21 protein-coding genes are annotated in these 22,250 nt (G+C 64.3%); 9 read left to right on the plus strand and 12 right to left on the minus strand.

Features of this window, described 5'->3' with window-relative positions; translation table 11 throughout:
* A partial coding sequence (locus L632_RS22980; RefSeq protein ID WP_036698686.1) for an IS3 family transposase occupies nucleotides 1-727 on the plus strand: 727 nt, incomplete at its 5' end.
* Between the two features lie 221 nt (nucleotides 728-948).
* On the opposite strand, the gene L632_RS0116975 is transcribed toward L632_RS22980, so the two are convergent.
* Together L632_RS0116975 and L632_RS0116980 are read right to left on the minus strand one after the other, a co-directional pair.
* The gene (locus L632_RS0116975) at nucleotides 949-2,412 is read right to left on the minus strand and encodes an MmgE/PrpD family protein (RefSeq protein WP_198021841.1); all 1,464 of its coding nucleotides are present in this window, start codon (nucleotides 2,410-2,412) and stop codon (nucleotides 949-951) included.
* Nucleotides 2,373-3,203 (minus strand): oxidoreductase, encoded by an 831-nt coding sequence (locus L632_RS0116980; protein ID WP_028717195.1) that lies wholly within the window; start codon nucleotides 3,201-3,203, stop codon nucleotides 2,373-2,375. Before L632_RS0116980 ends, L632_RS0116975 begins: the two co-directional genes overlap by 40 nt.
* A 241-nt stretch (nucleotides 3,204-3,444) precedes the next feature.
* Between L632_RS0116980 and L632_RS0116985 the strand changes: the two genes are divergently transcribed.
* From L632_RS0116985 to L632_RS0117000, 4 genes are all read left to right on the plus strand, one after another.
* Nucleotides 3,445-4,446 carry an ABC transporter permease gene (locus L632_RS0116985; RefSeq protein ID WP_028717196.1) on the plus strand — a complete coding sequence of 334 codons (1,002 nt, stop codon included), beginning with the start codon at nucleotides 3,445-3,447 and terminating at the stop codon, nucleotides 4,444-4,446.
* A gap of 25 nt (nucleotides 4,447-4,471) precedes the next feature.
* Nucleotides 4,472-4,795 carry a hypothetical protein gene (locus L632_RS0116990; RefSeq protein WP_028717197.1) on the plus strand — a complete coding sequence of 108 codons (324 nt, stop codon included), beginning with the start codon at nucleotides 4,472-4,474 and terminating at the stop codon, nucleotides 4,793-4,795.
* Between the two features lie 63 nt (nucleotides 4,796-4,858).
* Complete coding sequence (locus tag L632_RS0116995; protein ID WP_028710856.1) at nucleotides 4,859-5,887, plus strand: IS110 family transposase; 1,029 nt, start codon at nucleotides 4,859-4,861, stop codon at nucleotides 5,885-5,887.
* 314 nt (nucleotides 5,888-6,201) lie between these two features.
* Nucleotides 6,202-7,134 (plus strand): IS5-like element ISPko1 family transposase, encoded by a 933-nt coding sequence (locus L632_RS0117000; RefSeq protein ID WP_028710025.1) that lies wholly within the window; start codon nucleotides 6,202-6,204, stop codon nucleotides 7,132-7,134.
* A 303-nt stretch (nucleotides 7,135-7,437) separates the two neighbouring features.
* Here the strand turns inward: L632_RS0117000 and L632_RS0117010 are convergent, their stop codons facing one another.
* Nucleotides 7,438-8,466, minus strand: a complete 1,029-nt coding sequence (locus tag L632_RS0117010) for an IS110 family transposase (protein WP_028717199.1) — start codon at nucleotides 8,464-8,466, stop codon at nucleotides 7,438-7,440.
* A 96-nt stretch (nucleotides 8,467-8,562) separates the two neighbouring features.
* Here L632_RS0117010 and L632_RS22985 point away from each other — a divergent pair, with 96 nt between their 5' ends.
* From L632_RS22985 to L632_RS0117030, 4 genes are read left to right on the plus strand one after another with little or no spacing between them, the layout of a single operon-like run.
* Nucleotides 8,563-10,551, plus strand: coding sequence for an SMP-30/gluconolactonase/LRE family protein (locus L632_RS22985; protein WP_198021842.1), 1,989 nt, complete (start codon nucleotides 8,563-8,565; stop codon nucleotides 10,549-10,551).
* On the plus strand, nucleotides 10,548-11,594 hold the full coding sequence (locus L632_RS0117020) for a hypothetical protein (RefSeq protein ID WP_028717200.1): 1,047 nt from the start codon (nucleotides 10,548-10,550) through the stop codon (nucleotides 11,592-11,594). Before L632_RS22985 ends, L632_RS0117020 begins: the two co-directional genes overlap by 4 nt.
* Nucleotides 11,591-13,093: a sugar ABC transporter ATP-binding protein gene (locus L632_RS0117025; protein WP_028717201.1), complete on the plus strand. Its 1,503-nt coding sequence runs from the start codon at nucleotides 11,591-11,593 to the stop codon at nucleotides 13,091-13,093. The genes L632_RS0117020 and L632_RS0117025 overlap by 4 nt, the downstream gene beginning before the upstream one ends.
* A 26-nt stretch (nucleotides 13,094-13,119) precedes the next feature.
* On the plus strand, nucleotides 13,120-14,001 hold the full coding sequence (locus L632_RS0117030; protein ID WP_028717202.1) for a transporter: 882 nt from the start codon (nucleotides 13,120-13,122) through the stop codon (nucleotides 13,999-14,001).
* Between the two features lie 279 nt (nucleotides 14,002-14,280).
* On the opposite strand, the gene L632_RS24450 is transcribed toward L632_RS0117030, so the two are convergent.
* The 9 genes from L632_RS24450 to dctP (L632_RS0117075) all read right to left on the minus strand — a co-directional run bounded on the left by L632_RS24450 (nucleotide 14,281) and on the right by dctP (L632_RS0117075) (nucleotide 22,096).
* Entirely contained in the window at nucleotides 14,281-14,466 is a 186-nt protein-coding gene (locus L632_RS24450; protein WP_156933685.1) for a hypothetical protein, read from the minus strand.
* Nucleotides 14,467-14,631: 165 nt separating this feature from the next.
* Nucleotides 14,632-16,059: an MmgE/PrpD family protein gene (locus L632_RS0117040; RefSeq protein WP_028717204.1), complete on the minus strand. Its 1,428-nt coding sequence runs from the start codon at nucleotides 16,057-16,059 to the stop codon at nucleotides 14,632-14,634.
* Nucleotides 16,056-16,817, minus strand: a complete 762-nt coding sequence (locus L632_RS0117045) for an enoyl-CoA hydratase/isomerase family protein (RefSeq protein WP_028717205.1) — start codon at nucleotides 16,815-16,817, stop codon at nucleotides 16,056-16,058. The genes L632_RS0117040 and L632_RS0117045 overlap by 4 nt, the downstream gene beginning before the upstream one ends.
* The gene (locus L632_RS0117050; RefSeq protein ID WP_028717206.1) at nucleotides 16,814-17,149 is read right to left on the minus strand and encodes a carboxymuconolactone decarboxylase family protein; all 336 of its coding nucleotides are present in this window, start codon (nucleotides 17,147-17,149) and stop codon (nucleotides 16,814-16,816) included. Before L632_RS0117050 ends, L632_RS0117045 begins: the two co-directional genes overlap by 4 nt.
* Complete coding sequence (dctP, locus tag L632_RS0117055; protein ID WP_198021843.1) at nucleotides 17,146-18,177, minus strand: TRAP transporter substrate-binding protein DctP; 1,032 nt, start codon at nucleotides 18,175-18,177, stop codon at nucleotides 17,146-17,148. Before dctP (L632_RS0117055) ends, L632_RS0117050 begins: the two co-directional genes overlap by 4 nt.
* Nucleotides 18,178-18,373: 196 nt before the next feature.
* Nucleotides 18,374-19,003, minus strand: a complete 630-nt coding sequence (locus L632_RS0117060; RefSeq protein WP_028717208.1) for an SDR family oxidoreductase — start codon at nucleotides 19,001-19,003, stop codon at nucleotides 18,374-18,376.
* Nucleotides 19,004-19,014: 11 nt separating this feature from the next.
* Nucleotides 19,015-19,788, minus strand: a complete 774-nt coding sequence (locus L632_RS0117065; RefSeq protein ID WP_028717209.1) for an SDR family NAD(P)-dependent oxidoreductase — start codon at nucleotides 19,786-19,788, stop codon at nucleotides 19,015-19,017.
* Nucleotides 19,789-19,807: 19 nt separating this feature from the next.
* Complete coding sequence (locus L632_RS0117070) at nucleotides 19,808-20,929, minus strand: NADH-dependent flavin oxidoreductase (RefSeq protein ID WP_028717210.1); 1,122 nt, start codon at nucleotides 20,927-20,929, stop codon at nucleotides 19,808-19,810.
* A 141-nt stretch (nucleotides 20,930-21,070) separates the two neighbouring features.
* On the minus strand, nucleotides 21,071-22,096 hold the full coding sequence (dctP, locus tag L632_RS0117075) for a TRAP transporter substrate-binding protein DctP (protein WP_232220997.1): 1,026 nt from the start codon (nucleotides 22,094-22,096) through the stop codon (nucleotides 21,071-21,073).
* Nucleotides 22,097-22,250 lie beyond the last annotated feature (154 nt).

The raw sequence follows: 22,250 nt of genomic DNA on the forward strand, positions 1-22,250 counted from the left end.
GATGCAGCTCATCGACAAGCAGTTCCTCGACACCCCCTTCTACGGGGTCCGGCAGATGACCTGGCATCTGCAGAACGAGGGGCACGGCGTGAACCAGAAGCGCATCCGACGGCTGATGCGGCTCATGCGCCTGATGCCGATCTACCAGAAGCCCAACACCAGCAAGCCGAGGAAAGGGCACAAGACCTATCCCTATCTGCTGGGCGGGCTACGGGTCGATCGCCNCGGTCAGGTCTGGTGCGCCGACATTACCTACCTGCCGATGCGGCGCGGCTTCCTGTATCTCGTCGCCATCATGGACTGGTTCACCCGAAAGGTGCTGGCGTGGCGGATATCGAACACGCTGGAGGCGGACTTTTGCGTCGAAGCGCTGAACGAGGCCATCCACCGCTTCGGCGCGCCGGGGATCATGAATACGGACCAAGGTTCACAGTTCACGTCTTTTGCCTGGACGGACAGGCTGAAGCGCGCTGGCACTCGGATCTCGATGGACGGCAAGGGGCGCTGCATCGACAACGTCTTCATTGAACGCCTGTGGCGGTCCCTGAAGTATGAATGCGTCTACCTGCATGCCTGGCAAACGGGGTCACAGGCCAAGGCTGCCATTGGCCGATGGATCACCTTCTACAACCACCAGAGGCCCCACACCGCCCATGGCGGACGACCACCCGCCGTGGTTTACTTCAACAGTATCGAAATCGATCAGCAGGCGCAGGCAGTAGCTTAAATATCCCCGAAAACTGTCCAAGGATCGGGGAGCAGCTCAAACCATGCCAATGATTGCTCCGAACACGCGATACTGATGCAGCCTATATTCCCGGCTGGCCGGTTTACGGCCGAAGGGATCGGCAGCGTCGAGCGCTTGGTAACAGGCAGATATTTGCTCACGCGTTGCTGTTATAATCAGTCTCTTGCGACGGTAAGCATCAGATTCCGCGCCAATCTGCCTCAGATCCCACCGGAGTGACCCGGCTGGGTCAAAGCGGCTAGCTCCGCCGCCGGCAGGTCGGGATCCAGCCGATCCAGAGCCGCCATCAGGTCGGCGGCCTGCACCTCGCCGATGACACGATTGGTCAGTTCAGCGAATTTCTGGTCCTGATCGGAGCGAGGCATCGGATTATGGGCAGTGCCGATGGGATCCTCGACGAAGACATGCTGCGCAGTCCCGTCGGCAAAGGTGATGTTCAGATCGGCCACGAATTTGCCGGGGTATTGCCGGTCCATTTCCGGAACCACCTCCAGATGGATGCGGCGCGCGGTATCGACCACCGAGGCGAGGTTCAGATCGCCCCGCAGATAATCGAAATGCGCAGCATAGCCGTTGCCCAACCCGTGCAGCGTCAGCGCCATCTGGACCGGCGCGCTGTATTGCACATGCACGATATTCTGCGGATTCCAGGCGTTCACGTTAACGGTGCCGACCACGACGTCGGCGCTTGGCTGGATCCGGGCATCGATGCGGGCGATCTGCGCATGCTGACCGGCATAGGGGCGCATGGCGTCAATATAGGCGTGGTTGCAACCGCAGCAGCAGTAGGGCTTCAGCCAGACCCTCTCGATCTGGAACGGCGCATCGGGGGCAAAGACCGCCTCGGCGCCCGCGCCGGAACCGCGCTGCAGATAGGTGCGGTAAAAGCCCTTGTTGCCGGTCAGGAAGGCGCGCGGCCCGGTGATGCCCGCCGCCGCCATATAGGCGGCGCGCATCCCGTTCGTCGTGCCGATGCCGGCATGGACCCGCTTGACCGAGCCGCCGGTCGAGGTGAACTCCGCCGCGCCCGAGGCGTGACTCATGGCGATGGACAGCGCGTTGAGCGTGGTCTCCTGATCGAAGCCCTGCAACTTGGCGACCACCGCCGCCGCACCGAACACCGACAGCACTGCATGCGGCTGGAAACCGCGGGTCAGCAGGTCGGGCGCGGCGAGATTGCCGATGCGGGTATAGGCCTCGTAGCCCGCGACGATGGCGGTGATCACATCGCGCATCGGCAACCCGCGTTCCGTTCCCAGAGCCAGCGCGGCAGCGACCACGCAAGAGCCCGGATGGCTGGCGCTTTCGCGATGCGCGTCATCATATTCGAAAGCATGGCCGAAAGTGGCGTTGACGAAGGCCGCGTCGATGGGCGCCATGGTCTCGGACGTCCCGGTGATCACCGCACGCCCCGGCCGGCCAAGCGCGCGGGCATAGTCCAGGACCTGCCCCGACCAGGGCAATTGCGAGCAGCCGATCTCCAGCGCGATCTGATCGCGCATCAAGGTGCTGACCCCGGCAAGCGTCTCGGGGGACAGATCTTCGTAGCGCAGGCCATGGACCAGGCGGACCAGAGCCGCTTCCACGGGCGGGCAGGCCTCGGCGCCCGTGGGCCAAGCCGCGCTCATACCGACACCGTGGTCGAGCGGGACACGTCTTCCCATTTCGCGATCTCCTCCAGCACCTGCGCGCATTCCGCCCGCAGATGGGCCAGCGCATCGACGCCCAGAGGCAGGCGCAGCGGCGGGTCCTCGGCATCGACGATGCGGCACAGCGCCGGGCCGATCCTGGCCGGGTCGTTCGGCTGCGTTCCATGGCGCGAACTGCTGTAGCTGCTGATCCAGTCCCCCAGATCCTTGTAATCGGGGATATCCGACAGCTTGCTGTCGAGCGAACCGCCCGCGAAATCGCTGCGGAAGGGGCCGGGCTCGACGATGGTCACCTTGATGCCAAGCGGACCGACCTCGCGCGCAAGCGACTCGGAATAGCCTTCGACGGCGAATTTCGCGGCGCTGTAGAAGGAAAAGCCGGGCGCCGCGCCGAAGCCCGCAGTCGAGGAAAAGTTCAGGATGTGACCGCTGCTGCGCTTGCGCATGCCGGGCAGGACGGCGCGGATCATCTCGGTCGTGCCGAAGAAATTGACCTCGAACAGCGGGCGGTATTTCTCGGGCGGGGTTTCCTCGGCCACCGAGGTCAGGCCGTAGCCCGCATTGTTCACCAGCACGTCGATGCCGCCGAAATCGGCCTCGGCCTGCGCCACCACCTCGGGGAAGCGGGCATGGTCGGCGGCGTTCAGGTGATAGGCGCGGGCGTGGTCCGGGAACCGTTCGACCAGCGCGCTGCGGCCGTCCTTGTTCAGAACGGTGACGATCACGTTGTCGCCCCGCTCCAGCGCCGTCTTGGCGGTCTCATACCCAAGGCCCTTGTCGGCGCCGGTGATCAGCCAGGTTTTCATCGTCAGCCCTCCGCTCTGCTCGCGCGCAGCTTAACGGCGGCGCGGGGCGGCGGTGGAGTCCCGCACCGCATCCAAAGGCCGCCCCATCGCTCCCCATAGGAAAATCCTTTCGCCGATCGCCATCGGCGCGGCGAGCCATAGGTCATTCCGTTGGCAGCAATCGAAAGCGGCCAATTCTCAACGCATCGAGTTTCCCCCCAATGCCGCCAACAGGCGTCGATCCGGGAACAGGGAGGTCCTCATGACGACGGAAACTGCAGCAAAAACCGCGCGCACATCATTCACGATCACACAGGAAGGCATCGTCATCGCGCTGACGGTCGCGCTGCTGGCGATCTTTTCGGTCACATTGCCCGGCTTTCTCAGTGGTGCGAATCTGGTGAACCTGCTGCGCGGGGTCTCTGTTCTGGGCATGCTGGCATTGGGAATGAGCATCGTGGTCATCGGGCGCGGCCTCGACCTGGCCATGGTGGCGACGCTGGTCGTGGGCATGGGCTGGGCGCTGACGCTGACGGCGGGAGGCCACGGCTTCGGCACCTCGCTACTGCTGGGGGCGGGCTTCGCCATCCTTGCCGGGGCCGCGATCGGCATGATCGTGGCCTTCGCCGAGATCCCGGCGGTCTTCACCTCGCTGGCCATGGCCTCGGTGATCTTCGGCTTCGGCAACGCGGTGTTCTTCCGCAACGACGTGCACAACGCGCCGGCCAACGTGGAATGGCTGTCCGCGCTCGGCTATGGTGCGTTCCTCGGGGTGCCGCTGGTAATCTATGCCTTTGCTGCGCTGGCGCTGGCGGTGCATCTGTTGCTGCGCTTCACCCGCTTCGGCCAGATGATCTACGCCATGGGCGACAACCCTGCCGCCGCGCGCCAGACCGGGATGCCGGTGCGACCGGTCATCGTGGCGCAATATGTCATCAGCAGCCTGATCGCCTTTCTGGTCGGGCTGGTCATCGTCGCCTCGAATTCCGGGCTGAACACGCGGGTCTACAATTCAACGCTGGTCTATGACGTGCTGCTGGTGGTGGTGCTGGGCGGCATCGGCCTGTCGGGCGGGCGCGGCAATGTGCGCAACGTCATCGTCGGCACCCTTCTGGTCGGCACGCTGTTCAGCGGGATGACCATCATGAACCTGTCCTACACCACGCAGAACCTGGTCAAGAGCCTGGTTCTGCTGGCCGCGCTGATCGCCGAGACCCTGATCAATCCGCGCGACGAACAAACAGCACAACAAGGCGACATCTGATCGCCGTCACTTCCGGGAGGAAACCATGAAAGCCAAGACCATCCTGGCGGGCGCCGTTGCGCTGGCCCTGTCCGCCCTGCCCCTTGCCGCGCAGGAAAGCGGCGTGGACAACCCCACCCGCAACGCCGTTCTAAAAAAACTGCAAGGCAAGCGCGTCGTCTATATCCCGATGAACATGAGCGTGGACCTGACCATCGGCTGGAACGAGATCATGCAGAGGCAGGCCAGGGAATACGGATATACGGTCGATGTGCGCGACGCGAACTGGAGCACCGAGGCAGGTTCTCGCGCGCTGACCGCCGCGATTTCCGAAAAGCCCGACCTGGTGGTGCTGGCTCTGATGCTGTAACCGCCCCCCGACGGCATCGACGTGCCAAGGTGGGATCGCAACAATCCGTATTGGGAGGCGGTCATGTCGGAGATTATCACGGTCGGACTGGATCTGGCGAAGAATGTGTTCCAGGTCCACGGTGCTGACAGCAAAGGCAGTGCTGTCTTACGCAAGAAGCTCAGACGGGCTCAGGTGTTTGAGTTCTTCGCCAAGTTGCCGCCCTGCCTGGTGGCGATGGAGGCCTGCGGTGGCGCGCATTTCTGGGGTCGGGAGCTGGCCAAGCTCGGCCACGACATCAAGCTCATCCCGCCCGCCTATGTGAAGCCCTTCATCAAGCGGCAAAAAAATGATGCGGCGGATGCCGAGGCGATCTGCGAGGCGGCGCAAAGACCGAACATGCGCTTTGTTCCCGTGAAGAGCGAGGAAACGCAAGGAGCGGCCAGCGTCTTCCGCGTCCGGGAGTTGCTCATCCGGCAGCGTACCCAGGCCATCAACGCGCTCCGCGGACATCTCACCGAGTATGGCTGGGTGGTGCCACAGGGTGCGACGAATGCCCGGCGCCTGGTTGCCCTCGTCGCGGATGAAGAATCGGGCCTGCCCGCCACGGCGCGGGCATCCCTGACGGTCCTGACTGAAACGCTTGTCCAGCTCGACGGTCAGATCGAGACCTTGGATGCCGAGATCGACCGGCGCGCCAAGACCGATGAAGTCGCCCGGCGCCTAATGACGATCCCGGGCATCGGCCCGTTGATCGCCACGGCCATCGCCACACTGGCTCCGCCGCTGGAAGCGTTCCGGAAGGGCCGAGACTTCGCGGCATGGCTTGGGCTCACGCCCAGGCAGCATTCGACGGGCGGAAAGCAACGGCTGGGAGCCACGACGAAGATGGGTGAGCGTTCCCTACGCCGGTTGCTGATCATCGGCGCCAACAGTGTCATCATCAAGCGCCATAGTCATGCGTCAGCGCGCGCCGGCACCTGGCTGGCAAGGATGCTGGAGCGCAAGCCGCCGATGCTGGTGCGCGTGGCCTTGGCCAACAAGATGGCGCGGATCGTCTGGGCGTTGATGAAGAGCGGAGAGGTCTACCGGGCTCCGGCCATGGCGGCGTAAAGTCCGTCAGCGGTCGCGAGGTCGTCGGAGCGGAGGAGGGCTGAGAGCAACTTGGCGCAACGGTCGCAAGACAAGGTCGGAAAACCAGAGCGCAACAGAGTGCCATCGAGCACGCGGCTTTGATTTGGTTCCGACCCGCGAACACCATGCGGGCCCGCGGCATGACTATGGCCGCATCACGAGGCCGGATACATGTCAGCACCCGACACCGCGCCAAATTGCTCCAAAACCCTCTTGCGCAAGGGGCGGTTATACATGTTGCACAAATCCCGTGTGGGATTCAGATCGTGAATCCAGGGTGGTAGCTGTGATGTATGAGCAGACCTACACCCCCGACCTACAGGACCAGGAACTGGCCAGCCTACAATGAAGCGCTCAAGCGCCGCGGCTCGCTGACGATCTGGTTCGATCCCGAGATGAGCTGGGATGCCGCGCCGACAGGTAGGCGTGGCCGCCAGCAGACCTACAGCGATGCCGCCATCCAGACATGCCTTTCGATGAAGGTGCTGTTCGGCATGGCGCTTCGGCAGACGACAGGCTTCGTCGAAAGCCTACTGCGGCTGGTCGGCCTCGACTGGGCGGTGCCCGACTTCAGCACCCTGTCCCGCCGCCAGAAGACCCTGGCCGTGAACATCCCGTATCGCGGCTCCAAGGGGCCGCTGCACCTGCTGATCGACAGCACGGGTATCAAAGTCGAGGGCGAAGGCGAGTGGCACGCCCGCAAGCATGGTGGACCCAAACGGCGCGTCTGGCGCAAGATCCATCTCGGGATCGACGAGGAAACACTGGAGGTTCGCGCAGTCGAGGTCACAGGGAGCCATATCGGCGATGCACCGGTCTTACCCGACCTGCTCAACCAGATCCCAGCGTACGAGCAGATCAGCAGCGTCACTGCCGACGGTGCCTACGACACCCGCAAATGCCACGATGCAATCGCTGACCGCGGCGCCCGCGCTGTCATTCCGCCTCGCAAGAATGCCAAGCCGTGGAAGACCGTCACCGCCGGCGCGGTCGCACGAAACGAAGCGCTGCGGGCATCGAAATACCTCGGTCGTGCTCTCTGGCGACGATGGAGCGGATACCACCGCCGAAGCCGCGTCGAAACGAAGATGCACTGTGTGAAACTGCTGGGGCAGCGCCTCATGGCGCGGGACTTCGACCGACAGGTCGCGGAGCTTCAGGTCCGTATCGCCGTTCTGAACGGCTACACCGCGCTCGGCATCCCTGTCACAGAGCCCGTGGGATAAGTCTGTCCGGGGAAAGGGGAACCCCGGCCATCAGCCGATTTGTGCAACATGTATAACCGCCCCTTGCGCAAGAGGGTATTTGGGATCTTTTTGGCGCGTTGTCGGGTGCTGACATGTATCCGGCCTTTGATGCGGCCATCTCATGCCGCGGGCCACTATGGTGTTCGCAGATCAGGTCCAAATCAAAGCCGCGTGCTCGATGGCACGTGTTGCACAACTGGTTTTCCTGATCCTGTCTCACGACCGTTTCGCCAAAGGTCTCCTTGCCCTCTTCCGCTCCGACGTCTCGCGGCTTTTGACGACTTACATCGTCGGTGCCGGAGCCTTGTAAACACCACCGCGGGCCATCAGGGCCCATACGATCCGCGCCATCTTGTTTGCCAGTGCGACCCGCACCAGCATAGTTGGCTTACGGCCGACCATGTCGCTCAGCCATGTTCCGTGCTTTGCGCCAGCATGCACATTCCGTTTGATGATTACGCTGTTGGCGCCGATGATCAGCAAGCGTCGCAGCGATCTCTCACCCATCTTCGTTGTAGCCCCCAGCCGCTGCTTACCACCTGTCGAGTGTTGTCGGGGCACGAGGCCTAACCATGCGGCAAAATCCCGGCCTTTGTGGAAGGTCTCGGCTGCTGGCGCCAGTGTTGCAAAGGCCGTGGCGATCAGTGGCCCGATGCCAGGGATCGTCATCAGCCGCCTGGCCAGATCATCTTCTTTGGCACGGCGCGCGGTCTCTGCATCAAGCTTTGTGATCTCTGCCTCCAGATGGCGAAGTGAGAGGATCAGAACCTGCAGGGTCGCCATTGCCTCGGAAGGCAGCCCGCAAGTCTGATCCTCGACGATCCTGATCAGCTTCTGGACGTTGGATGGGCCCTGCGGCACGACCTGACCGAATTCCGTTAGGTGACCACGAAACGCGTTGATGAGCTGGGTGCGCTGACGGATCAGCACTTCGCGGACCCGAAAGACCATGGCTGAGCCCTGGGTCTTTTCGCTCTTCACCGGCACGAAGCGCATCGTCGGCCTTTGGGCCGCTTCGCAAATCGCTTCGGCATCGGCGGCATCATTTTTTTGCCGCTTCACGAAGGGCTTCACATAGGCCGGCGGGATCAGCCGCACGTCATGGCCCAGCTTGCCTATCTCACGCCCCCAGAAGTGCGCGCCACCGCAAGCTTCCATGGCGACAACACAAGATGGGAGCGTTGAGAAAAAGGCCAGAACCTGATCGCGCCGCAGCTTCTTGCGCAGAACAGCCTTTCCAGATTGATCGGCACCATGAAGCTGGAACACATTCTTTGCCAGATCCAGGCCGATTGTAGTAATCTCCGACATGACCGCCTCCCTAATGGATTGTGATGATCCCACCATGGCACATCGATGCCGTCGGGGGGCGGTTACATCATCAGAGCCGCCGCGCTTGCGATCTTCATGGCGCTGACGCCTGGCATGTTCTCGGCCTTCGGGCTATTCGACCTGACCGGACAGATGGCCGAGTTCGGCCTGCTGGCCATCGCGCTGACGGTGGTGATGATCTCGGGCGGGATCGACCTGTCAGTGGGCTCGATCTTCGCGCTCTGCGTGCTGACGATCCTGACCTGCCTGAACGTCTGGCAGCTGCCGCTGGGCGTGGCGCTGCTGGTCACGCTGGCGGTGGGCGGGTTCTGCGGGGCGATCAACGGCTTCCTGATCGGCTATATGCGGCTCAGGGCCTTCCTGACCACGCTGGTCACGCTGATCATCTTCCGTTCCGTCTATGAGCTGATCTTCCCGCAATTCGGCACCCGGATCATCATGGGCATGTCGGATTCGGCGCTGTGGCAGGTGATCGGCACGGGCTCTTTCCTGGGCCTGCCATGGGCGGTAGTGATCGCGGCGGTGGTCGCGGCGGTGATCCATGTCATGCTGTCGCGGTCGCGCGCCGGCTGGCATATCGCGGCGGTGGGCGGCGCGCGGCGCTCGGCCTATAACGCGGGCATCCCCGTCCGCCGCGTGGTGTTCCTGACCTATGTGTTCGGCGGCCTGCTGACGGCGCTGGCCGCCACGCTTTACGGCGCGCGGCTGGGCAGCATCGGCTCGGACACCGGCATGGGGCTGGAGATCGCGATCCTGACCGCGACCGTGCTTGGCGGCGTCACCCTGGGGGGCGGGCGCGGCTCGGTCGCCAAGGCGCTGATGGGCGCGGTCATCGTGCTGCTGGTCCAGAACGGGCTGTTGCAGATGGGTGTGTCCGGCCCCATCGCCTCGATGGTGCTGGGCGTCATCCTGCTGCTGGCGGTGTATCTGGACGTGCGCTGGCTGAAGAACCGGCAGAAGCTGCTGAACAGCACCTATGTCTCACCCGGCTATTATGCGCAGGACCCGCTGCCCACGACCGATCCCGGCTCGGGTTCGATCTTCGCGGTGAACGACCGGCTGCATGATGTCGAGGTGATCGGTCTGGGCCAGATCGAGGGTCCCGAGGACGTGCTGATCGACCGCGAGGGCAATGTCTATTCCGGCAGCCGCCAGGGCGACATCGTCCGCTTCCTCGCCCCCGACCACAAGAAGATGGAGATCTTCGCCCATATCGGTGGCCTGCCGCTAGGCATGAACTTCGACTGCGACGACAACCTGGTGGTCTGCGTCGGCGGCATGGGCCTCTACATGGTCACGCCCCAGCGCGAGGTGGTCAAGCTGACGGACGAGACCAACCGCAGTCCGTTTTCCATCATCGACGACAGCCAGCTGCGGCTGGCCGACGACCTGGACATCGCGCCGGACGGGCGGATATTCTTCTCCGAGGCGACGGTGCGCTATGGCGCGCATGACTGGCCGCTGGACGCCATCGAGTGCCGGGGCAACGGGCGGCTGATCTGCTACGATCCGAAAACGAAAACCACCCGCACCGTGCTGCGCAACCGCATCTTCCCGAACGGCATCACCTGCCTGCCGGACGGCGAGTCGCTGCTGTTCGCGGAAACCTGGGCCTGCCGCATCAGCCGCTTCTGGTTCGACGGCCCGAAGAAGGGCACGGTCGAGCCGGTGCTATCGAACCTGCCCGGCAACCCCGACAACATCAACCGCGCCTCGGACGGGAACTACTGGGTCTCGCTGGTGGGCATGCGCGGGCCGGCGCTGGACCTGGCGATGAAGAAGCCCGGCTTTCGCCGCCGCATGACCCGGCAGGTGTCCCCGGCGAACTGGCTTTACGCCAATATCAACACCGGCTGCATCATCCGCTTCACCGAGACGGGCGAGATCCTTGAATCCATCTGGGACGCGGGCGGCGAGAACCACCCGATGGTCACCTCGGTCAAGGAACACAAGGGCTATCTTTATATCGGCGGGCTGTCGAACAACCGCATCGGCAAGTGGAAAATCCCCGGCGCCGACCCGAACTGGTCCGGTCCCGAGAGCTATTGGGGGGCAAAGCCATGATCGCTTTCCTGCGCGACCGCATGGACGCCTGGCTGGGGCGCGGCCAGCACAGCACCTCGGTCCCGGTGATGGACGGGCCGCTGCAACCGAACCAGCGCATCGAGACCGCGCCGGTCCTGCTGCGGGCTGAGGGGCTGGACAACCTGACCGCCGGCGACGGACTGTTCTACAGCGCGGGACCCATGCTGATGCGGCATGAGGGTGAGGAACTCGCGCGGTTCGACGCATCCGTCTCGGCCCTTGCCGCGCATGGCCAGGCGCTGGCCGTGGGCGTCGAGGGCAAGGGCGTCACCTTGCGCGGCGGGCCGCACGACGCCCGGCGGATCGAGCGGCTGGGCGGCCAGCCCGCCGCCTGCCCGACCGCGCTGCTGTTCGACGGGCCGGACCGGCTGATCGTGGCACTGGGGGCAAGCGACCGCCTGCCCGCGCAATGGAAGCACGACCTGATGAGCCACGGCCGCAGCGGTTCGGTCTGGGCGGTGGACCTGCGCTCGGGCGCCGAGGAGAAGCTGGCGGACGGGCTGGCCTGGCCCTGCGGCGTGGTCAAGGCAGGCGACGGCTTCGTCGTCTCCGAAGCATGGCGGCACCGGCTGGTGCGGCCGGGCGACAAGCCGCTGATCGACCGCCTGCCCGGCTATCCCGGCCGCCTGATCCCCCATGGCGAGGGGTATCTGCTGGCGATCTTTGCCCCGCGCAACCAGCTGGTCGAATTCGTGCTGCGCGAACGCGACTATCGCGAGGACATGGTGCGGGAGATCCATCCCGACCACTGGATCGCGCCCTCGCTGCAAGCCGCGGTCAGCTTTCTGGAGCCGCTGCAAGGCGGCGCGGTGCGGCAGATGGGCGAGTTGAAGCCATGGGCGCCGACGCGATCCTACGGGCTAGTGGTGCGGCTGGACCGGAATTTCCTGCCCGTCGAAAGCTGGCACAGCCGCGCGGATGGACGCCGGCACGGCATCACCTCGCTGGCGGTCTGGGAGGGCCGCGTGATCGCCGGGTCGCATGGCACCGGCGAGGCGCTGATCCTTGAGGAGGCAGCATGACCACGATCCTTGAAATCCGCGGCGCGACCAAGGAATTCCGCGGCGTCCCCGCCATCAGGAACATCGACCTGGTGCTGAAGCAAGGCGAGGTTCATTCCGTGCTGGGCGAGAACGGCGCGGGCAAGTCCACGCTGATGAAGGCGCTGGCGGGCGTGCATCAACTGACCGCGGGCGAAATCCTGATGGATGGCAAGCCCGTGGACCTGTCGTCGCCCTCGGCGGCGCTGAAGGCGGGGATCGCCATGGTGTTCCAGGAAACCAACCTTGTCGGGTCGATGACAGTGGCGCAGAACATCTATCTGGGCGAGGAGCATTTCCTGAACCGCCTGCGCGGACTCTACATCCGCGCGCAGCAGTTCCTGGCCTCGATGAATTTCGACGTGGACCCGACGGCGCTGGTCAGTTCGCTAGGCGCCGCACAGCGCCAGATGGTCGAGGTCGCCCGCGCGGCGCATCACGCCGCCCGCATCATCATCTTCGACGAACCCACCGCCACGCTGACACCCGAGGAGAAGCATCATTTCTTCAGCCTGTTGCAGCGGTTGAAGGCGCGCGGCACCTCGATCTTGTTCATCAGCCACGCGCTGGAGGAATCGCTGCAATATTCCGACACCCTGACCATCCTGCGCGACGGCGAGCGGGTGGCGGGCGGCCCGGTCGCGGAATTCGACCGTGACAAGGTGGTGCAGGCCATGGTCGGGCGCAGCCTGTCGGCCGATCTCTACGGCGCGCGCAAGGGGCACGAACTGCCGGTGCGGCCCGCCGGGACAAGGGTTCTCAGCGTGGACAACCTGTCCATGGGCAAGATCGTGCGAAACACGTCCTTCTCGATCTATTCCGGCCAGATCACCGGCATGTTCGGGCTGGTCGGCGCGGGCCGGACCGAGATGATGAAGGTCGTCTCGGGCGCCTTCAAGCGCGACTTCTTCCACGGCGGCGAGATCAGCTTCGAAGGCAGGCCGGTGCGCTACCGCGTGCCCCGGCAGGCGGTGCGCGACGGTATCGTCTACATCACCGAGGACCGCAAGCTGGACGGCTTCTTCGAGACCATGACCATCGACCGCAACATCCAGATGGGTGATCTGGCGATGAGCTCGAACCCGCTCAGCGTCGTCTCGATGGGACAGGCGCGCAAGCTGGCACAAAGCTGGTGGAGCGAACTCAGCATCCGCGCCATCAACAAGGATTCCAAGGTGCTGGAACTGTCCGGCGGCAACCAGCAGAAGGTGGTCATCGCCAAGGGCCTGATCCAGAAACCCAAGCTGGTGATCTTCGACGAGCCGACGCGCGGCGTCGATGTCGGCTCGATCGTCGAGATCCACCAGTTCATCAACAAGCTGGCGGACGAGGGCATCGCGGTCGTCGTGATCTCGTCCTACCTGCCCGAAATCCTGGCGCTGTCGGATCGCATCCTGATCGCGCGTCAGGGCCAGATCGTCGAGGAGATGCGGGCCGGGGAGGCCACGGAGAAACGCATCATGTACGCGGCGGTCCATTAAAAAGGCAACAACTGGGAGGAAAACCAATGAAAACCAGACGGATCGCCGCGCTTTGCGGGGCGGCAACGACGGCGCTTGCGCTGGCGGCAGGCACTGCACAGGCCATCGACATTCAGCCGATGGACTGGACACCCCTGCCAGCAGGGACCAGCATCGCCGCGCTTTACGTCCTGCACGGCCGCAATGACGGCGTCACCCTGAATGGCAGCGAAATCGACGGCAAGCTGACCACCACCTTTGTCCTGCCGCGCCTTGCGCATTATTTCGAACTTGGGGGGCGTCCGGCGGCCGTCAGCATGATCCTGCCCTTCGGCAAGCTCTCGGATGGCGAGATCGACGGCGCCGGGCTGAATGCGCCCTCGGGCCTGGGGGACATGATCATCTCGGGCGGGACCTGGCTGGTGAACAATCCCGAGCAACGGCAATCTGTCGTGCTGGCGGGCTACCTGAAGCTGCCGACCGGGAGATACGATTCGAGCCGGGCGCTGAACATTGGCAGCGACCGCCATTCCGTCGCCTTGCAGATCGGCGGCCAGACGGCGGTCAGCGAAAAGCTGACGCTGGAGGGCACCATCGACGCCGAGTTCTTCGCCAATAACGACAACGCCGATGGCGCCGGCGAGACGGGCAAGACCGACACGCTCTACTCCTTCCAGTCCTACCTGACCTATGCCGTATCTCCCACCACCTTCGTCTCGGCGGGCTATGCGGCCTATAAAGGCGGCGACCAATCGATAGGCGGAGTCGAAACCGGCTTCAAATCCGACCGCCAGCAGGTGCGGCTGGGCGTGACCACCTTCCTGAACGAAACCACCACACTGTTCGGCGAGTTCACGCATGATTTCGACGTGAAGGGCGGCTTCAGGCAGGATACCGGCCTGATGGTCCGTGTGGCGAAGTTCTTCTGACACGAACACACCGCCCGGATCGAGATCCGGGCGGTGTAACGTTGAAGCGCACTGAAGTCCTTTTTTCAAGGTAAGCCTTGCTGCCGGGACAGCTCCACCCGTGACGCCGGAGAAGGGAGCGGATCTCCTACCGCTAGCGGATCCGGTCGCGCATGGCGGATTCCCGCAGGCGCACCGGACCTCGCATGGCCTCATGAGCCGGATCCGGGATCTATATCTCCGTGGGTTCGCCCGCCCGCAGCAACCGCGCCAACCACTCGGCATCCCCGCGGCTGATCTTCACGCGATCACCGCGCAGCTGCGCCCGAGCGACTCGATCAGGCGTTTCAGGCCGTCGCCGGACGGCCCCGCCTCAGAGCAGGACCGCAGCTCAACGCCCGGGCGGGCCAGCTTCTTCACCACCCGCCGGACTGATGCGTCATCCGAGCCGATCTCGCCAAGATACCGCCCCCCGGCGACCGCCACGGCGTGCCGGTCCTTTGAAACATCCGAACCGACAAAGACGATGCCATGCTCGTTCGGTTTGTCCTCCTGGCATAAGGATCGGCTCCTGGAGCAACCATCGTTCAAACGCTGCCAGTGCAGGGCGGACCACCCGTCTGTCGATGCGCCCCAAAAAGACATACGGTCTTACGCGGTGGCGTCGGGCGAAGTCAGTCGCATCACCCGGCCCAGATCATCCAGTTTCCGCAGGTCCATGACCAGATCGACGATCGCCTCGGCATTGGCGCGGGGTAGGATGCCGTCCACGTTGCCCATGAACTTGGCGATCAATTCCTCATTGGTCATATAGCTGGCCGGGTCAGGCGACTTCGAGCCCTTGGGATAGCGCCGTTCGCCCTCGAAGGTCTGGCCACGGGCCTTGATTTCCAGCTTGGCCGGACGACTGGCGGCGTTGCTGGTCAGCAGCTTGACGTAATCGGGATGGACCTCATGCGTCACCTTGTCCATCAGCCCCATCACCGAATCGCCGAAGATCAGGTCCGGGTCCATCCATTGCCGTCCTGGCGGCACGCGATGGGCGCCGACGGCGATGCCATGCGCGATCGAGAATTGCGCGTCATGCGGCAGCAGAATCTCGCGGTTCAGCCAAACGGGCTGCTCGACCATGCCCTCGACATAGACCTTGATGCCGTCGATGTCCGCGACCGCGATGTCATGGCGCTGCATCATGTCCTGCATCTCGTCGATCAGGGCGTGCAGGATGCGGCAATGCGGATAGGGCTTGAAGGCCGACAGCTCGACGAACCGCCATTCTTGGCCCAGGTCGGCGACCATCCTGTCGGCGAACCAGCGACGCGTGCCGATGAAGCGGCGATAGCCGAACTCCTCGTCGTCGAGGATCTGGATGTCGCCGCGATGCCCCAGTTCGGCGGCATAGGCGGCGGTAAAGGCCGATTGCGTCAGGATGCCGGCGTGCAGATACTTGATCGTCGAGCTTGGCGCATGCTGGAACCAGGCCGTCTGCGAGTTGACCGGAGAGATCGAGCCCGCAACGCCCAGTCCGTTCGCCGTCACCTCGGCCGAATGGCCGCGCAGCATGGAAATCGCGGCGGTGGCGCCGAAGACCGTCTCGGCATAGCCGAAGACCGGGGGCGGGTCGACCTTGCCGTCCTTGGTGTCGCGCAGATAATCCATGCCCATGCCGATGCGGCAGGAAATCTCGTGGCTGACGGCGATGGCCTCGATGACCGACCTGCCATCCTTGGCCAGCGATTCGCCCACCGCCATGATGCCGGGCAGCACATAGGGGGTGACATGGCCAGGCGGCATGATCGCGTCCATGTCCAGCGTGTTGATCAGCTCGCCATTGGCGAAGGCCGCGCCGAAGACCGAGACCTTGTCGCCCGTCCCCATGATCGTCGCATCGCCCTGGGTGCCGCCGATCAGCTTGCCATACTCGATGCCCGCCTTGCCCTTCAGCTCATGGATGCCGCCAATGGCGACGCCGATGGAATCCAGCAGGATACGTGCGCTTTCCTCGACCGCTTCGGGCGGCAGGGCGTCGATCCGGGTATTGGCCGCAAGATCGGCGAATTTCTGAACCATGGTCGTCATTTGGAGGCCCCCTTCGCCGCAAAGGCCTTGACCGAGGCGATCATGGCGGCGGATTCGTTGCGATAGCGGTATTGTATCCAGCGCTCGTGCGACAACGCATCGCTCAACGGCAGTTCGATGCCGCGCCGCACCATGATCTTCATGTTGGCGATGGCGCGCGCATCGCGGCTGGCGATCTCAAGGGCCAGCGCGCGCGTCTCCGCCTCAAGCGTGTCGCCCGGAACGGCCAGAGAGACCAGCCCGATCTCGGCCGCCTCGCGCCCGGTCATGCGCCGTCCGGTCAGCAGGTAATACATGCCCCGCGCCAGCCCGATCTTGCGCGGCAGCCGCTGGGACGACCCGCCCGAGGGCAGCAGGTTCTTGCGCATATGCTCGTCACCCATCTCGACCGCCTCGTCGGCGACGATGATGTCGCAGGCCAGGGCCAGTTCGAACCCGCCGGCGAAGGCCAACCCGTTGACCGAGGCGATCACCGCCTGCGGCGCGGCGCCGATCATCTCATAGGTGCGCTGCATCAGGTCCTGATGGCGCATATGCGCGCCCAACTCGTCCAGCACGCCGCTGGCCAGCCATTTCAGATCGTTGCCGGCGCAGAACGCCCGCCCGGTGCCGCGGATGATGATGACCCGGGCCTCGCCCGCCGTTTCGATTCCGTTGGCAAGCGCCGCCAGCGTGTCGCCGTCCAGCGCATTCAGCCGCTCGGGACGGTTCAGGGTGATGGTGCGGATACCCTCGGAATCCTCGACCAGAACGGTCATGCCTTGTCCTCCGCCCCAGTCTCGGCCATGTCCTTCAGCCGCGTCAGAGCCGAGACGGCGCTCGGCCAGCCGGCATAGAACGCCAAGTGGATGATCATCTCGCGCAACTCGTCCAGCGTGACGCCGTTTTCCAGCGCGCGGGGAAAATGGCCGGTCATCTGCTCGGTCTTGCCGCTGACGACCAGGGCCGCACAGGTGATCAGACTGCGGTCGCGCTTGGACAGATGCGGGCGTTCCCAGATCTGGCCGAACAGGAAGTTCTCGGTCAGATCCACGAAATCGGGAGAAAACTCTCCGATCAGGGCGCGGGCCCCGCTTTTCGGTTTGCTCATTTGGGGTCTCCTTTGAAATCTGCGGGCGCGGCGGCGAAGGCATCCAGGATGGCCTGTCCGGGACGACCGGTCTTTTCCATCTCCTGCGCCCAGGCCTCGGCGACGGGGGCGAGCCGCTCCTCCCAACGCCCGCGCTCTTGCGGCGAGGCTGTGACGGTGGTCAGCTTGCCCTCGGCTTCCAGCTTGTCCACGATCTCGTCCTGCAAGCTGTCGAGGCGGGCACACAGCTCTGCCTGAGTCTCAAGCCCCGCCTCCCGGATCGCCTGCTGGGCCTCGGGGGCAAGCTTGTCCCAGCGGCGCTTGCTGATGGCATAGACCGTGGCGCCGCCACCCAGGCGCGTGCCCTTCAGCGAATGGCGCACAATGGCGTCAAGCCCGGTCGAGACCAGCGAGCCCATGTAATAGACCCCGCCGTCCACCGTGCCGCGCGACAGCGAGTCGTAGAATTCCGTCGTCGTCACATTGACTGGGATCGCGCCAAGCGCACTGACGGTCTTCATCATCGCCGTGCCATTGCCGCGCAGCTTCAGGCCCGCCACGTCCTCAAGCGTCTCGACCGGCTTCGTGGCCGTCACGAGCTGGAAGGCGGGCAGCACGTTGGCATAGATCGGCACCATGCCCTGCGCCGCATATTCGGCCTGGTCGAGCGGACCGCCCTCCTTCAGCACCGCCCACAGCTTGGCTGTCCCCTCGCACGACGTCTCGTAATAGCTGGGCAGTTCGGCCACAGAGGTCAGCGGCAGCTTGGCGGGCTCATAAGAGGGTACGACGACCGACATGTCGGCCAGCCCGCTTTGCAGGATGCCCACCCCCTCCTTGCCGAGCTGACCCGCGGGGAAGCTGTCGAAGGTGATGGCGCCCTTGGTCTTTTCCGTCACGCGCTCGGCGAATTTCGCGCCACCCTCGGCCCAGACCCAATGCGTCGCGGGAAAGACCGAAGCAAAGCGAAGCGTCTCGGCCCGTGCCACTCCTCCGGCCAATGTCAGAGCCACGGCCAGCACGGTCAATGTCGATGATCTTTTTCCCACCACGTCTCTCCTCAATCATTCCATTTCGCCACGGACTTTCCGCCTTTGATGAGAGCAGGAACAGGAAAAACGGCGTGAGGCGAGGCAGTGCCAAGCCTGCGCTGGCAAGGCCATAGACTGGACCTATGACCAAAAGGAGCGGCCCGCAGCGCACAGGACGCGCATGCGGGCCTTTGTCGGGATCAGGCGGAATCCGTCACATGAAATAGGGCTTGTCGGCCTCGGAGCCGGGTTTGTCCACGCCCAGGTTTTCTCCGACATGCAGGGCCGGCTCGCGCAGGATGCGGGCGATCAGGTCCGCCACGCTCTTGCGCGACACGACGCTGCCCTTGAAGGGCTGGTCGCGCGTGGTGGTCTCGTAATCCACCTCGTCCTCGTCCATCAGCCAGGCCGGGCGCAGGATGGTGTAATCCAGACCCGATGCCTCGATGGCATCGGCCGCGCGGCGGAACGGCTTCAGATCCTCGCCAATGATGCCGTTGTTCCACTCGCCGAACTTGCCCGGCACCTCGTCGTAGATGCCCAGCGACAGCACGAAGATCAGGCGGCGCACAGACTGTGCCTGCATGGCCGCGATCACCGCGTGGGCCTGAACGTCCAGATCCTCGCCGGTCAGGTTGGCATAGACCACGTCTTGTCCCTTGACCGCCTCGGCCAGTTGCGCGCCGTCCAGCACATCGCCCTGGACCACGCGAGCCCCGGCGGGCACATCGCCCAGTTTGGCGGCATTGCGCAGGAACAGGGTCATATCGACATCGCCCTGAACCATCCGGATGACATGGCGGGCGATCTGCCCATTGGCACCAAGTACAAGAACTTTCGTCATTTTCATTCTCCTCAGGCGCTCATATAGGCGCCGTTATCGACGGTCAGAACCCGGCCGGTGATGGCGCGGGCCATGTCGCTGGCCAGAAACAGGATCGCATTCGCCTGATCCTCGGGCTGCGTGCCCGGCACCTCGGTATTGGTATAGGCACGGGCATATTTCAGCATCTTGTCGCCGCCTGGCAGCGCGCCCGCGGCCCATGCGCGCGCCATAGGGGTGTCGGTTTCGCCCGGCGCGACCGCATTGCAGCGGATACCCGTGCCAGAGAAACGGATGGCGATGTTCTTGGTCATCGTGTTCACCGCCCCCTTGGTCGAGGTATAGGCCACGCCGCAGACCGGAAGGCTGCCATTGACCGAGGTGACATTGACGATGGCACCTTCGCCGCGCGGGATGAAATGCCGCACGGCTTCGCGGCAGAAACGAAAGACACCGGCGAAATTCACCTGCACCACCTCGTCGAAATGTGCGTCCGAGGTTTCCTCGATCGAGGACATGTCACCATAGCCCGCGTTGTTCACCAGGATATCCACCTGGCCATAGGCTGCCACGGCCCGTTCGAACACTGCCTTTGGCGCCTTGGGATCGGCGGAATCGGCCAGCACGCCAAGCGCCTTGCCGCCCTCGGCCGTTATTTCAGCCACGGCGGCGTCCAGATCGGCCTGCCCGCGCGCGGTCAGCACCACATTGGCGCCTTGGGCGGCGAAAAGCCGGGCGGTGGCAAGGCCGATGCCCTTGCTGGCGCCGGTGACGATGGCGGTCTTGCCCTTCAGGATCTGTTCCATTGTGCTTCTCCTATGGATGTCACGCCGCTTGCCGCAGCGGGAACCAGCCCGCCGTGGCAGAGATCACGGTTTGCAGCTTGGCCGGGATGGCCAGCTTGCCGGCGCGTTTCAGATCCAGCTCGGTCACGATCCGGTCCGCGCGGTCCGAACGGGCGTCCTCGACCCAGTCCGGGTTCATCACCAGCCCCTTGCCGATGGCGACTAGCGACAGACCCAAAGCCAGCGCCTGCCGCGCCTGATCGGGGGTGCGGACCTGCCCGGCTGCAATCAGCGGCACCCGGCCCGCGACCTGGCGGGCGAAAAGCTCGGCGGTCAGCGCCTTGTCCTGCCCGTCCAGCGGTCGCGCGGTCAAAAGGTCGGCAAGCGAGACATGCAGGTAGTCGACGCCGCCCGCGATCAGCGCTTCGGTCAGCGCAAGCACATCGCCGATCCGCAACCCGCCCTCGCCCGGTTCCTCGGGCGAGACGCGATAGCCGACAAGGAAAGGCCGCCCCGCCGTCGCCGCGACCCGCCGGACCTCGGCCAGCACCGCCAGCGGCAAACGCATCCGGTTTTCCAGCGATCCGCCCCAACCGTCGTTGCGCCGATTGGCACGCGGCGACAGGAAGTTCTGCAACAGGAACCCATGCGCACCGTGCAGTTCTACCCCGTCGAAACCGGCCGCGATGGCGCGGCGGGTGGCGGCGCCGAAATCGGCGATCAGCACCTCGATCTCGGCCTCACCCAGCGCGCGCGGCGTGATCGAAGGCGCAAAGGGCGAAGCCTCGGTCGCAACGGCGCTGGCGCTGACCACGTCGCCCGCAAGCATGGGCACGGCCTTGTTGCCGGCGTGAAAGATCTGCAGCACCGCCGTCGCGCCGCCGGATTTGCTGACCTGGGCCAGTCGAGTCAGGCTGGGGACGAAGCGGTCGTCGAAAGCCGCGAACTCGTCGGTAAAGCCGATACCGTTGGCCTGCACATGGGTGCAGCCGGTGATGACCAGCCCTACCCCGTTTACCCGCGGCCGATACCAGTCCAGTTCCGCCTGCGACACGGTGCCGTCGGGATTGCCCGACCAGGTGGTCATCGGCGCCATGGCGATGCGGTTGCGTAGGGTAAAGCCCTGGGCGAACTCAAGCGGGGCGAAGGCGCTGTCGGTCATGATCTGTCCAATCTGTCTCGGGGTGGTGGACGCTAAATAGGCCCTACCCGTTTCAGAGATTAGACGCTTGGAATTGATTGAGCCTATAAGCTGGATGATAGATCGGGCCGCCGTCACGCGGCGACCCGATCCTTCGTTTGGTCACTGGCTTTTGGTGGCGGCGAAGGCCTCCAGCATGGCGGTGCCGGGGCGGTTCAGCTTGTCGAGTTCAGCCGCCCACTCCTCGGCGACGTGGCTCACGCGGTCCTGCCAGTCCTTCGCGGCCGCACCCTCCAGCGTCGTCACGCTCAGCCCGTGATTCGCCACCAGATCGTCATGAACAGCCTTTTCCTCGGTATCCAGCCACTGGCACAGGTTTTGCTGCGCGGCCGCGCCCGCCTCGGTCAGGATCGCCTGGTCCTCGGGGCTGAGCGTGTTCCACGCCTTGTCGCTGATCGCGAACACCGTGCTCCCCGAGCCCAGTTGCAGCCCATCGACGGCATATTTGAACACATCATCCAGTTGATAGGTCCGAACCGAGTGATAGGGCCAGAAGCCGCCATCCACCGTGCCCCGGCTCAGGCTGTCGTAAAGTTCACCCGCCGTGACGCGGATCGGGGTCGCGCCCAGGCTGCTGACCGTCTTGTCCATGGCTGCGCCGTTTGCCCGGATCTTGAGCCCCTTCATGTCGTCCAGTTCCTTCACCTGCTTGCCGACGGTCATGACCTTGAAGGGGGGCAGCACGATGGTGAACAAGACATGGATGCCCTGCGGCTTGTACTCGGATTCGTTCAGTGCGCCGCCGGGCTTGCTGATCTCCCACATCATGCGAGTCGCCTCGCAGGATTCCGAATAGAACCCCGGAAGTTCTGTGACCGAGGTCAGCGGCAGGCTTTGCGGAGTATAGGAGGGCACCAGCATCGCTGATTCCGCGATGCCCGATTTCAGCAGGCTGACGGTATCCTTGCCCAGCTGCGCGGCCGGGAACACCTCGAAACTGATCCGGCCGCCGGTCTTTTCCTTGACCTGCTCGACAAAGGGTTTGGCGCCATGTTCCCAGAAATAGTGATCTGCCGGAAACACATGCGCGAACTTGAAGCTGTGCGTGTCCTGCGCAACAGCCTGCATCGGCACGGCCATGGCGGCACCAAGCCCCAGCACCGAAACGATCCCGCGAAACTCTTTCATCCTTATCCTCCCTGTGTCGGTGGCCGCGTCCTCTCTGTCTGTCCGGAAAGCGCGGAACATGCACCAGTCATAGGCCCCAATTTCGCCCACGTCGCCTTTTCCGCACGGGCTGACGGCCAGCTATAGGACAGATCTATGGCTGGACCAGAAATCC

Source organism: Paracoccus sp. J39, from assembly GCF_000518925.1.
Classification (GTDB): domain Bacteria; phylum Pseudomonadota; class Alphaproteobacteria; order Rhodobacterales; family Rhodobacteraceae; genus Paracoccus.

Coding starts and splice junctions, on each gene's coding strand:
- L632_RS0116975 (WP_198021841.1), bottom strand. CDS start 2,412: ATGGGAAGACGTGTCCCGCTCGACCACGGTGTCGGTATGAGCGCGGCT.
- L632_RS0116980 (WP_028717195.1), bottom strand. CDS start 3,203: ATGAAAACCTGGCTGATCACCGGCGCCGACAAGGGCCTTGGGTATGAG.
- L632_RS0116985 (WP_028717196.1), top strand. CDS start 3,445: ATGACGACGGAAACTGCAGCAAAAACCGCGCGCACATCATTCACGATC.
- L632_RS0116990 (WP_028717197.1), top strand. CDS start 4,472: ATGAAAGCCAAGACCATCCTGGCGGGCGCCGTTGCGCTGGCCCTGTCC.
- L632_RS0116995 (WP_028710856.1), top strand. CDS start 4,859: ATGTCGGAGATTATCACGGTCGGACTGGATCTGGCGAAGAATGTGTTC.
- L632_RS0117000 (WP_028710025.1), top strand. CDS start 6,202: ATGAGCAGACCTACACCCCCGACCTACAGGACCAGGAACTGGCCAGCC.
- L632_RS0117010 (WP_028717199.1), bottom strand. CDS start 8,466: ATGTCGGAGATTACTACAATCGGCCTGGATCTGGCAAAGAATGTGTTC.
- L632_RS22985 (WP_198021842.1), top strand. CDS start 8,563: ATGGCGCTGACGCCTGGCATGTTCTCGGCCTTCGGGCTATTCGACCTG.
- L632_RS0117020 (WP_028717200.1), top strand. CDS start 10,548: ATGATCGCTTTCCTGCGCGACCGCATGGACGCCTGGCTGGGGCGCGGC.
- L632_RS0117025 (WP_028717201.1), top strand. CDS start 11,591: ATGACCACGATCCTTGAAATCCGCGGCGCGACCAAGGAATTCCGCGGC.
- L632_RS0117030 (WP_028717202.1), top strand. CDS start 13,120: ATGAAAACCAGACGGATCGCCGCGCTTTGCGGGGCGGCAACGACGGCG.
- L632_RS0117040 (WP_028717204.1), bottom strand. CDS start 16,059: ATGACGACCATGGTTCAGAAATTCGCCGATCTTGCGGCCAATACCCGG.
- L632_RS0117045 (WP_028717205.1), bottom strand. CDS start 16,817: ATGACCGTTCTGGTCGAGGATTCCGAGGGTATCCGCACCATCACCCTG.
- L632_RS0117050 (WP_028717206.1), bottom strand. CDS start 17,149: ATGAGCAAACCGAAAAGCGGGGCCCGCGCCCTGATCGGAGAGTTTTCT.
- L632_RS0117060 (WP_028717208.1), bottom strand. CDS start 19,003: ATGACGAAAGTTCTTGTACTTGGTGCCAATGGGCAGATCGCCCGCCAT.
- L632_RS0117065 (WP_028717209.1), bottom strand. CDS start 19,788: ATGGAACAGATCCTGAAGGGCAAGACCGCCATCGTCACCGGCGCCAGC.
- L632_RS0117070 (WP_028717210.1), bottom strand. CDS start 20,929: ATGACCGACAGCGCCTTCGCCCCGCTTGAGTTCGCCCAGGGCTTTACC.
- dctP (WP_232220997.1), bottom strand. CDS start 22,096: ATGAAAGAGTTTCGCGGGATCGTTTCGGTGCTGGGGCTTGGTGCCGCC.